The organism is Anaerococcus sp. Marseille-Q7828 (genome assembly GCF_949769285.1).
Lineage (GTDB): Bacteria > Bacillota > Clostridia > Tissierellales > Peptoniphilaceae > Anaerococcus.
On sequence record NZ_OX458331.1, the window covers coordinates 1,643,333 to 1,655,299 of the forward strand.

Genomic DNA, 11,967 nt, shown 5'->3' on the forward strand with positions numbered 1-11,967 from the left:
GTTTTGCTAGGGTATAAAAAACGGGCCGTAAAGCCCGTCCTTATCAAACTCTGAAAGTTAATTCATTTTTTTCTCCAAGATCTAGTATTGCCTTATCTTTTGCTTTTACTTTGCCTTCAATAATGAGCTTACCTAGTTTTGTTTCAACATTCTTTTGTAGGTATCTTTTTACTGGTCTTGCACCATAGTCTACATCGTAAGAATTATCAAGAATATATTCCTTAGCTCTTGGAGTTATATCCAAGTCTATATTTAAGTCCTTTAGTCTCTTTCTAATATCAGACACTTGTAAGTCTATAATCTTATAAACTTGATCGCTAGTTAATGGGCTAAACATTACTATATCATCAATACGGTTTAAGAATTCTGGTTTAAAAGAAGTTCTTAAAGCTTCTTCTACTAATTTTTGATTCATATCATCAATGCTACCATCATCTTTTAGACCATCTAATAAATATTGGCTTCCTATATTTGAAGTCATTATTATAATAGTATTTTTAAAGTCTACTGTCCTACCCATACTATCAGTTAATCTGCCATCATCTAGGACTTGTAATAATATATTAAATACATCAGGATGAGCTTTTTCAATCTCATCAAATAAGATAACGGCATAAGGCATACGGCGTACTGCTTCTGTTAGTTGGCCACCTTCTTCATAACCTACATAACCTGGAGCTGCACCTATAAGTCTTGATACTGAGTATTTTTCCATATATTCACTCATATCAATTCTTATCATATGGTTCTCGTCATCAAACATTGCTTCAGATAATGCCTTTGCAAGTTCTGTCTTACCAACACCAGTTGGACCTAAGAATATAAAAGACCCAATTGGTTTAGATGCATCCTTTAGTCCACTTCTAGCACGAATTATAGCTTCTGAAACAGCTTCTACTGCTTGATCTTGGCCTATTACTCTTTGATGAAGCTTATCAGGCAAAGATAGTATCTTTTCTCTTTCACTTTCTACAAGTTTTGATACTGGTATTCCTGTCCAATTGCTTACAACATCAGCAACATCTTCGTCAGTTACCACTTCTTTAATAGAATCTTCATTATCATTTTGTGATAAGTCACTAGCTTTCTTTAATTTTTCTTCAAGACCTGGAAGAGTTCCATATCTAAGTTCAGAAAGTTTCTCAAAGTCATAGTTACGTTCTGCCTTATCAATTTCAACCTTTACCTTGTCTATTTCTTCTTTGATATTTTTTACATCATCAATTGAAGATTTTTGTTCTTTCCATTTTAAAAAGTCCGAATCGTATTTTTCTGATAGGTCAGCTAATTCTTTTTCTAGAATATTTAATCTCTCTTTTGAAGATTCATCCTCTTCTTTTTTAAGAGCAGTGATTTCTATTTGCAATTGCAATAATTTTCTCTTTGCCTCATCAAGATAAGTTGGCATTGTATCAATTTCTGTACGAACTGTAGCACAAGCCTCATCCATAAGGTCTATGGCCTTATCTGGAAGAAATCTGTCGGTGATGTATCTATCAGATAATTGGGCTGCGGCTATTACGGCACTATCTTGTATTCTAATACCGTGGAAGATTTCGTACTTGTCTTTGATGCCTCTTAGGATACTTATAGTATCTTCTACACTCGGTTCATTGACCATTACTTTTTGGAAACGTCTTTCAAGCGCTCCATCTTTTTCAATATATTCACGGTATTCGTTTAGGGTTGTTGCTCCGATTACCTTTATTTCACCACGGGCAAGCATTGGTTTCATAATATTTGATGCATCCATAGCACCTTCTGACTTGCCAGCTCCAACTAAGGTGTGAATTTCATCTATAAACATTATAATTTGGCCGTCAGAATTTTGTACTTCTTCAAGTACTGCCTTAAGTCTCTCTTCAAATTGACCACGATATTTTGCTCCAGCTACAAGAGAACCCATGTCAAGAGAAAATATAGTTCTACCTTGTAGTGGCTCTGGAACGTCGTTATTTACAATTCTTTGGGCTAGTCCCTCTACTATTGCTGTTTTACCAACTCCAGGATTACCAATCAAAACTGGATTGTTTTTCTTACGTCTTGATAAAATCCTGAGGGCATTTCTTATCTCACTATCACGACCTATAACTGGATCTATTTTTCCTTCTCTAGCCTCTTGAGTAAGGTCACGACCAAATTTTTCCAAAGGATTATTAGTTTCTTCTGGATTATCGCTAGTAACTTTTTGACCTTTTCTGACCTTTTCTATAGAATTTTTAAAAATCTTGTAAGTCAAACCATATCTCTTGTTGATATCGCTGACCTTAGTTTTTTCATTTAAAAGTGCCAAAAATATATGTTCAAGGGAAACAAAACTATCTCCCATTGCCTTGGCTTCATCTTCACTCTTTAGTAATATTCTCGTAAATGTTTGTGTAGGATAGATATCAGAGCCTCCACTTGCTTGTGGAAGTCTTTCTACTAAATCTCTTATCTCGTTTCTATAAGCATTGAAATCAACATCCATAGTTTTTATCACTTGAGCTACTATAGAATCTGAGTTTTCAATACTAGCATAGTTTAAGTGAATTTCATTAACTTCTGGATTGGAGTTTTTGATTGCTATGCTATTTGCATCATTTATTGCTTCTAATGATTTTTGTGTAAATTTTTTATAATCCATAACTTATCCCTCTATTTCACTTAATTTTTCATATAGTTCTTTTGCTTCTTCACTCATATTTTCTGGGTTATCAACCATTAGTTCTAAGATTAAATCACCTTTCTTGCCTTTTCTATCCTTGTAACCAAAACCTTTTAACCTCATCTTTTGTCCAGAATGTATTTTTTCAGGTATGGTTACCATAAGACTTCCATCTAAAGTTGATATTTTTTTCTTTGTTCCAAAATAGGCATCCCAAGGCATAATTTTTTCCTTTTGTATTATGTCATTGCCTTCGACCCTACGGTTATCTTCTTCTTTAATAATTACTTTGGCCAAAATATAAGCATTAATACCAAATTTTGAACCATTTACCTTAATTTTATTATTATTTTTTATTCCTTTTGGTATAGAAATTTCTACATTTTTAGTAGTATTGCCATCTTTGATAGCTATTGTCTTGCTAGTACCATTGATTGCTTCATCTATTGTTATTTCTATTTTTGCATCTAAAGTATTTTTTTTCTTTGCATTAAAACCTGGTCCATTAGTAAATCTTTTAGATTTAGCTTGTGAAGCCGTTCTTCCTATGCCACCAAATAGGGTATCAAAAAAGTCTGAAAATCCACTATCTCCACCTGTTGAGTAGCTATAGCTAGCTCCTCTACCAAAGTTTCCAAAGTCAAAACCAAAATCGCTTGGATTGAAGTTTTGTCCACCAGAGAAATTAGCGTTCTTACCAAACATATCGTATTTTTTTCTCTTTTCAGGATCTGAAAGCACTTCATATGCTTCATTTATTTCACTAAATTTTTCATGTGCATCTTTATCATCTGGATGAAGGTCTGGGTGGTACTTTTTTGCAAGTTTTCTGTACGCTTTTTTGATATCAGCATCACTTGCTTTTTTGTCCACTCCTAATAATTCATAATAATCTCTATATTTCATTTGCGCCTCCATCTTCATCTTTATTTGACCATCTCTGACCTTAATCTAATTATACTATCACGCATTCCTTATTCAAGTTTTCTAATATAATTTTTTACTATCTAAAGATTTCTTTTAAATAAGTTAATATATAAAGAAACTTATAAAAGCCATCATAAGATGGCCTTTATTTAATGATCGTATTTTACAAGTGATATTACCTTATAGTCTTTTAATGCTTGTCTAGCATTTAATTCTTCAAGTTCAATTAAGAATTCAAATGCAGCTACTTCTGCGCCAAGAGTTTCAATTAGTTTAGCACAGGCTTTTGCAGATCCACCTGTTGCTATAAGGTCATCTATTATTACGACCTTATCTCCCTCATTAAGTGCATCTTTGTGCATTTCAAGTTCATTACTACCATATTCTAGTTCATAAGAAACTTTTTCTATTTCTCCTGGTAGCTTGCCTGGTTTTCTTACAGGGACAAATCCTACTCCTAGTCTGTCAGCTAGTGGAGCACCAAATATGAACCCTCTAGACTCAATACCTACGATATAGTTAAAGTCAATACCTTCAAGCTCTTTTTCGAGCATATTTAATGATTCTTCAAATGCATCTTTGTCTTTTAAAAGTGTAGTAATATCCTTAAAAGAAATCCCTTCTATTGGGTAGTCTTCGATTACTCTAATTTTTGATTTAATATCCATTCCATCCTCCAAATATCTTTATACCCTTATTATACCTTTATTATCTTCTAAGATTTAGTGTAAAATAGTATTTGAGGTGATTTCCATGCTTAACGAAAAATTAGACCAATATTTGAGAGAAGATTACTATCCCTTTCATATGCCAGGATCAAAAAGAACTAATATTTTAAGAGAAGATATTCCCTATAAGAGAGATCTAACAGAAATAAATGGTTTTGATAACCTAAATGATCCTAAGGATATATTTTGCCAAATGGAAGAGAAAATAGCTGATATTTATCAAGTAGAAGATGCTATAATTTCTACTAATGGTTCAACTTGTGGAATTTTATCTACTATTAGAGCTTTAACTTATGAGAACAAAAATATCCTTATCCAAAGATCTTCCCATAAGTCAGTCTACAATGCTATTGAATTGAATAATTTAAAATCTGATTATATAAATGTGATTATAGATAATATGGGAGCAATAATTGACATTGATTATAAGGACCTAGAAGAAAAATTATCTAATAAGGATTATGCTGCTATAGTAATTACTTCCCCATCATATGAAGGTTATTATTTAGATTTAGGTAAAATATATGATATTGCCAAAATTTACTCAACTCCTCTTATTGTTGATATGGCCCATGGATCGCACAGTATATTAACTGACAAATATTATAATGACTTTGATATTGCTATAACGTCATTTCACAAAAACTTATCAGCCCTAACTCCATCCTCTGGAGTTCTTATAAACAATAAGGATTATTCAAAGGAAATACGCAGAAATATGGCTATATTTCAAACATCATCACCGTCATATGTAATCTTACAATCTATTGATGAAATGATTGATAAATTTCCAGAGTTTTATCATAAATACAGCGATTTAGAAAAAAACTTGGATGCAATTTATGAGCTCAATTTAGATCATTTAGAAATTGTACACGATAATAAAAAAGATAGGAGCAAAATATTAGTTTCTACTGCTAATACAGATATCGATGGTTTTATTTTAGAAGAAATGTTAAGGGATAGAAAAATAGAAATTGAAATGTCATATCCCACTTATGCCCTACTTATTGCAAGCATTTTTGATAGTAAAATAGGATTTGACCGCTTGCAAGATGCTCTTATGGATATTGATAAAAGGATCAAAAAATCCACCAATAATTTTTATTTTTCTTATAAGATACCAGAAAAATCACTAGAAATATCTGAAACTATTGTTAAAGGAAAATCTACAGTTAATATAGGAGATTCAGCTGGTAAAATCTGTGGGCAGTTTGTCTATGCCTATCCTCCAGGAATACCAATACTAAGTCCAGGTGAAGTAATTGATAAAGATATAATTTCTACTATGAGATATATGACAGATCATCAGACTAAACTGAATATAGGAGATACAATACTTATCCTAGATTGACAAATTTTCTCATAACTGTTAATATTAATTTGTATAGGAATTATACAAAGGAGTATACATATGAAAAGAATTGTAACTTTAAATACCAGAAATCTTCACAATAGCAAGAAAAATGGTGGATGTGGCGAATGCCAAACATCTTGCCAATCTGCTTGCAAAACAAGCTGTGGAGTAGCTAACCAAGAATGCGTTAGCAAAAAGAATAAATAAGGGATTATCCCTTATTTTTTTCTTTTAAAAACCTAGTATTTTAGTATAATACTATATATTAAACTTAAGGAGAATTTATGATACACCAATATAAGGCCAAGGGCTTTAATATAGTTTTAGATACATATAGTGGTTCTGTTCATGCAGTTGATGATGTAACTTACCAAATTATTTCATTATACGAGGAGAACACAAAAGAAGAAATCAAAAATCTTTTATCTACATATAATCTATCTGATGATCAATTTGAAGAAGCATATGATGAGGTAAAGACATTAGAAGAAGAAGGAATGTTATTTACAACAGATAACTTTGCTGACCTATCAATAGATGTCACAAAAAGACCTACTAATGTCAAAGCAATCTGTTTAAATGTGGCTCACACTTGCAACCTATCTTGCGAATATTGCTTTGCAAAGGGTGGCAAATACCATGGGCCTGATGCCATCATGACAGTGGAAACAGCAAAAGATGCTATAGACTTTTTAATAGAAAATTCTGGCAACCATTTTAACTTAGATGTAGATTTCTTCGGTGGTGAACCTCTAATGAACTGGGATGTTGTTACTCAAACTGTAGACTATGCCAGAAGTTTAGAAGAAAAATATAATAAACACTTCAACTTCACCTTAACTACCAATGGCATGCTTTTAGATGACGATAAAATTGACTATTTAAATGAAAATATGAAAAATGTAGTCCTATCTCTGGATGGTAGACGTGAGGTTCATGATGAATTCAGAAAAACTATAGGCGGTAAAGGTTCATTTGACACAGTAGTTCCAAAATTCCAAAACTTTGTCAAAAAACGTGGAGACAAAGAATACTATATGCGTGGGACTTTTACAGCAAATAATCTTGATTTTACCGAAGATATAAAAACATACTTAGACCTTGGTTTTAAGAGAACTTCTCTAGAACCAGTTGTAGGTAACTCTGAATCAGCATACGCCCTTAAAGAAGAAGATTTGCCAATTCTTTATGAAGAATATGAGAAATTAGCAGATATGATGATGGAAGCAATTGATAAGAACGATGAATTCATCTTCTACCACTATATGATTGACCTAGAAAATGGTCCATGTGCTCACAAAAGGCTATCAGGTTGTGGATCTGGAACAGAATATATGGCAGTAACCCCTAGTGGTGAATTATATCCTTGCCATCAATTTGTAGGAAATGAGGACTTTATTATAGGAAATCTTAAAGAAAGTATACTAAGAGATGATTTAGTCAATCAGTTTAAAACCTGCAACTGTTACTCAAAAGAAGAATGCAAATCATGCTGGGCTAATATGTACTGTTCTGGCGGTTGTGCTGCAAATAACTTTAATGCCAATGGAGATATAAACCAAATTCACGAATATTCTTGTAAATTATTTAGAAAAAGAATTGAAATGGCCATTGCCATTAAGATTTATGAATATATGAAAGAAACTGACGAGGAAGAAGTCATAGCATAATAACACTACCCAATAATAGGCTGAATAAAGGTCTTATTATTGGGTATTTTATTATTATGGAGGATTAATAATGACTGATGATAAAAAAAGAACCTTTGAAGCCGGAGACGGTGACAATGTTAAGGATCAGGTAAAAGAAACTGGCGATAATATCAAAGAATCAATAGATAAGACTAGTGATAATATCAAAGAAGATTTTGAAGAAACTAGCAAAGAATTAAAAACTAACTTCAATAAGGCGAAAGATAATCTTGAAAAAGATTTCGACAAGGCTAAAAAAGAAGTAGAAGAAAACTTTGATGATGTAAAAAGTGATGTAGAGGAAGATTTTGAAAGAGTAAAAAATAAGGATAATAAAGATTCTTTTTCCTACAAAAAAGAAGAAGATCATAGCAGGGCTAATAGGAATAACAGAAGTAATAGCCCTAATCACAGAAGTCCTAGAGAAAGAAAAGCTGCTGAAGCAGAAAAACCATTTTATACAACATGGTGGTTCTGGGTACTTATAGTTATTCTATTATTCCTATTATGGAAATATGGATTTAATAAGTCTACAACAACAGCATATTTACAATCATACTTATTAGTTTAATCTATGTTCTGAGGTGATAGCCAAGGCTGTCACCTCTTTTACATTGGATTTTTCTAAAACTTTCGCCATCTCTTTTACAGTATTGCCAGTGGTTATAAGATCATCTATTATTAAAACTGACTTACCTGACAAATCACCATCAAATTTAAAGGCTCCCTTTAGATTGTAAGACCTTTCGTCTTTAGAAAGTGTATGTTGGGCCTTGGTATTACGCTCTTTTGTAAAATTATCCAAATATGATGGATTAATATCATCAATAAAATAATCACAAATCATTCTGATATGATCAAAGCCTCTATCATTTATAGTCTGTCTAGAACTTGGCGAAGGTAAAATATAATCAACATCAAATAGTTTGTGGACTCTGCCATAATCATACAAAATGCTAGAAAATACCTTGCTAAGAGAGGTGTTCCTATTAAATTTATAGTCAGCGATTAGTTTTTTCATCGTCTCATTATAAAAATAAACTGCATGTGCCTGATAATTATCGATTTTGAATTGATTTGCAACATAATCCAGTTTTTTTAGGCAATCCTTACACAAGAAATGAGCAACTGCCTCATTAGATTTACAGATGTAGCATATATTTTTGTCAAGAAATAACCAATTAATCATCAATGACATCCCCCATCTCATTTATCCAGTATGATAAATTAGTATACCTCTTATTGGAAGAATTATTATCAACCATTTTCTTTATTATCTTTTTATCTCCAACCAAAATAACAAGTTTTTTGGCACGAGTCACACCTGTATAGAACAAATTCCTAGTTAAAAGCATTGGAGCTACTTGCATCATAGGTATAATCACACAATCAAATTCGGAACCTTGGGACTTATGAATTGTTATGGCATAAGATAAATCTAAATCTTTTATATCTTCTTTTTTGTATTTTACAAAAGAACCATCATAAAATACAACTTCTAAGTTCTCATACTCTCTATCAATTTCTCTAACAAAACCAATGTCACCATTATAGACACCCTCAGTTTCATAGGTAGAATTTTCTGGTATAAGGTTATAGTTATTCCTAATCTGCATTACCTTATCATTGACTTTGAAAATTTGCTTATTTATTTCTACTTTATCTTGTGATAAGTTGATAGCTTTTTGCATATTTTCATTTACATATGCTGATCCCCATGGAGTTTTCTTGCTAGGGCAAAGTATTTGTATGTCCTTAACCTTATCTATGCCGTAAAACTTCGGAAGCCTATTATTTACTAGGTCAATCAAAACATCATTAAAATTATTTCGGTTTGCCTCTACAAAAAAGAAATCCTTACCTTGCTCATTTAGTATTGGATACTCACCATTATTGATCCTATGGGCATTGATAACTATATTGGATTCTCCTGCTTGCCTAAAGATCTTTTTAAGTCTTATGGTTTTTATATCAGTTTCTATGATATCTTTTAGTACGTTGCCAGGTCCAACTGATGGCAATTGGTCGCTATCCCCTACCAAAATTAAGGCTGTACTTGCTGATATAGCTGAAAGTAAGGTCTTCATTAGATAAATATCGACCATACTCATCTCATCCACAATTATATAATCTTTTTCTATAGGATTTTCTTCATTGTATTCAGATATGACTTCATCTGGCCTTATTCCTATCATCCTATGTATTGTATAGGCCTCATCATTAGTTGATTCCTGCATTCTCTTTGCAGCTCGTCCTGTTGGAGCTAATAGAGCATAGGAGAGATTATTAGACCTTAATATAGAGGTAATGGCCTTTATTATAGTGGTTTTTCCTGTACCCGGACCTCCAGTAATTACTAAAAGCATATTTTTGAATGCTTCGTTTATGGCAAGTTTCTGTTCATCAGAAAATACAGATAGATCTTCATCTATTGTCACATCAAAGGCATACGATGTTTTCTTTTTGTATGAAAGCTCCAAACCGACAGATTTCTCTGCCTTAAATAATGAGTTTTTATAAATAAATTTATGTTCATTTATGAGTACATTATATAATTTGCCTTCTAGAACATCGTCATTTATTTCTTTTACTACTTCTTCTTTTTTAACTCTCAAAAGTTTACTAACATTATCTACTAGATAATCATATTTTAAGGCTGTATGTCCATTAAATTCAGATTCATAATTCAATATATAGGTAATCCCTGCAGATATCCTGAATTTAGAATTTGACTTCATCTGCATATTTTGACCAATAGTATCAGCCATTTTAAATCCGATTCCAGATATGTCTTCCATAAGTTGGTAGGGATTTGTCTTTATTATATCTATAGCATCATTACCATAAAGTTTGTAGATTTTCATAGACAGATTATATGATATATTTAAGCCTTGTAAAAATAGCATTGTATTTCTCGAATCCCTAGATTCTTCTGAAGTCATCTTAATATCAGCTATTTTCTTTTTGCCAATACCTGGTATTTCTATGAGTTTATCGGGATCATTATAGACGATATCTATTGACTTATCTTTAAATCTGTCGTAGATATCTGATGCTGTTTTTTTGCCTATGCCTTTAATATTTGCATTGGCCAAATAATTTATGATGCTGGCTTTCCCTGTTGGTTTTTTTAAATTTACAGAGTTAACAATAATTTGCTCTCCATATTTATCATGGTAGGTAAAATCGCCTTCGATTTCTAAGTTATCTCCAGGCTCAAAAAAAGGCATAGTACCCACACAAGTTATATCAGAATCAGAAGTTTCAACAACAATAATGTTGTAGCCATTTTCTTCATTTCTATAAATTATGTTTGTTACTATGCCTTCTATTTTCATTTAATCTATTGTTACTCTCTTAATATCTCCACCAAGCTTAGTAAATTTTTCAACTAGCTTGCTATAGCCCCTATCTATATGATAGATGTCAGATATCTTTGTTTGTCCACTTGCAGTAAGACCTGCCATAACAAGGGCAGCACCAGCTCTTAAATCAGTTGCTTTTACATCAGCACCGTGGAGTTTGTCTACTCCAACTATAGTAGCTCTATTGCCACTTGTTGCGATAGCAGCACCCATTTTATTTAATTGCTCTACATGCATGAATCTATTTTCAAAAACAGTTTCTTGAATTTTACTTTCACCATCACAGACTGTCATTAAAGCCATAAATTGTGCTTGGGCATCTGTTGGAAATCCTGGGTATGGTAGGGTTTGTATATTTGTTGGTTTAAGCTTTTGATTTGCAGAAACCTTAATAATATCTTCTTCTTCGATTTCTTCTACGCTAGCACCCATTTCAATAAGCTTTGCTATAACTGGTCTAATGTGTGAGCCAATCACATTTTTGATTGTCACATCACCCTTGGTCATAACAGCTGCTAACATATAGCTTGCCGCTTCAATCCTATCTGGAATTATGGTATGACGTGTACCAGTAAGTTTCTCAACACCATCTACTACTATAGTTGATGTACCAGCCCCCTTAATCTTTGCCCCCATTTTTGATAGGAAAGATGCAAGGTCTACAATTTCTGGTTCTTTAGCAGCATTTTCTATGATAGTTTCGCCCTTAGCAAGGGTAGCTGCCATCATTATATTTTGTGTTGCACCAACAGATGGGAAGTCTAGGTATATTTCATTACCTATAAGTTCACCCTTGGTAGTTATTGATATGGCTTCATCATTTACAAGCGCCTCTGCTCCTAAAGCTTCAAATCCCTTTAGATGAAGATCTATAGGTCTAGCACCTATATTACATCCTCCAGGAGCCTTAGTGTGTGCTTCTTTAAATCTTGATAATAATGGACCCATAACTACAAATGAGGCTCTCATCTTATCCATAAGTTCAAAAGGAGTTTCACAAGTATTTATACCAGATGAATCTATTCTTAAGGATTCATCTCCTATATATTCCACCTTACTGCCAAGATGTCTTAATACTTCAATCATTATCTCAACATCTTTAAGATCAGGTACACCATCTAGAATTATTTCTTCAGTACCCAAAACACAAGCAGCAAGTATTGGTAGAGCAGAATTCTTGGCTCCTGAGATAATAACTTCTCCTCTTAATGGTCCGCCACCGTTTATAAGTAAAATTTCTTTCTTATCCATT

Annotated in this window: 10 protein-coding genes; 4 read left to right on the plus strand and 6 right to left on the minus strand. The window is 32.6% G+C overall.

Annotation, left to right across the window (positions count from 1 at the left end; genetic code table 11):
- Nucleotides 1-43: 43 nt before the first annotated feature.
- The 3 genes from clpB to QNH69_RS07890 form a co-directional block, all read right to left on the minus strand.
- Nucleotides 44-2,626 (minus strand): ATP-dependent chaperone ClpB, encoded by a 2,583-nt coding sequence (gene clpB, locus QNH69_RS07880; protein WP_282929938.1) that lies wholly within the window; start codon nucleotides 2,624-2,626, stop codon nucleotides 44-46.
- A 3-nt stretch (nucleotides 2,627-2,629) separates the two neighbouring features.
- Nucleotides 2,630-3,553: a J domain-containing protein gene (locus tag QNH69_RS07885; RefSeq protein ID WP_282929939.1), complete on the minus strand. Its 924-nt coding sequence runs from the start codon at nucleotides 3,551-3,553 to the stop codon at nucleotides 2,630-2,632.
- Between the two features lie 170 nt (nucleotides 3,554-3,723).
- Nucleotides 3,724-4,242, minus strand: coding sequence for an adenine phosphoribosyltransferase (locus QNH69_RS07890; protein WP_044566138.1), 519 nt, complete (start codon nucleotides 4,240-4,242; stop codon nucleotides 3,724-3,726).
- A gap of 85 nt (nucleotides 4,243-4,327) precedes the next feature.
- Between QNH69_RS07890 and QNH69_RS07895 the strand changes: the two genes are divergently transcribed.
- The 4 genes from QNH69_RS07895 to QNH69_RS07910 all read left to right on the plus strand — a co-directional run bounded on the left by QNH69_RS07895 (nucleotide 4,328) and on the right by QNH69_RS07910 (nucleotide 7,921).
- Nucleotides 4,328-5,656 (plus strand): aminotransferase class V-fold PLP-dependent enzyme, encoded by a 1,329-nt coding sequence (locus QNH69_RS07895; protein ID WP_282929940.1) that lies wholly within the window; start codon nucleotides 4,328-4,330, stop codon nucleotides 5,654-5,656.
- Nucleotides 5,657-5,716: 60 nt separating this feature from the next.
- On the plus strand, nucleotides 5,717-5,866 hold the full coding sequence (scfA, locus tag QNH69_RS07900) for a six-cysteine ranthipeptide SCIFF (protein ID WP_044566136.1): 150 nt from the start codon (nucleotides 5,717-5,719) through the stop codon (nucleotides 5,864-5,866).
- A 77-nt stretch (nucleotides 5,867-5,943) separates the two neighbouring features.
- Nucleotides 5,944-7,329 carry a thioether cross-link-forming SCIFF peptide maturase gene (gene scfB, locus QNH69_RS07905; protein WP_282929941.1) on the plus strand — a complete coding sequence of 462 codons (1,386 nt, stop codon included), beginning with the start codon at nucleotides 5,944-5,946 and terminating at the stop codon, nucleotides 7,327-7,329.
- A gap of 70 nt (nucleotides 7,330-7,399) precedes the next feature.
- The gene (locus tag QNH69_RS07910; protein WP_282929942.1) at nucleotides 7,400-7,921 is read left to right on the plus strand and encodes a hypothetical protein; all 522 of its coding nucleotides are present in this window, start codon (nucleotides 7,400-7,402) and stop codon (nucleotides 7,919-7,921) included.
- Here the strand turns inward: QNH69_RS07910 and QNH69_RS07915 are convergent.
- Genes QNH69_RS07915 through murA form a run of 3 tightly spaced genes read right to left on the minus strand, consistent with a single transcriptional unit; the run spans nucleotide 7,913 to nucleotide 11,966 of the window.
- Nucleotides 7,913-8,539, minus strand: a complete 627-nt coding sequence (locus QNH69_RS07915; protein ID WP_282929943.1) for a ComF family protein — start codon at nucleotides 8,537-8,539, stop codon at nucleotides 7,913-7,915. The two genes, QNH69_RS07910 and QNH69_RS07915, sit on opposite strands and share 9 nt — an antisense overlap.
- Nucleotides 8,532-10,688 (minus strand): ATP-dependent RecD-like DNA helicase, encoded by a 2,157-nt coding sequence (locus tag QNH69_RS07920; RefSeq protein WP_282929944.1) that lies wholly within the window; start codon nucleotides 10,686-10,688, stop codon nucleotides 8,532-8,534. Before QNH69_RS07920 ends, QNH69_RS07915 begins: the two co-directional genes overlap by 8 nt.
- Nucleotides 10,689-11,966: a UDP-N-acetylglucosamine 1-carboxyvinyltransferase gene (gene murA / locus QNH69_RS07925; protein ID WP_282929945.1), complete on the minus strand. Its 1,278-nt coding sequence runs from the start codon at nucleotides 11,964-11,966 to the stop codon at nucleotides 10,689-10,691.
- Nucleotide 11,967: the final 1 nt, after the last annotated feature.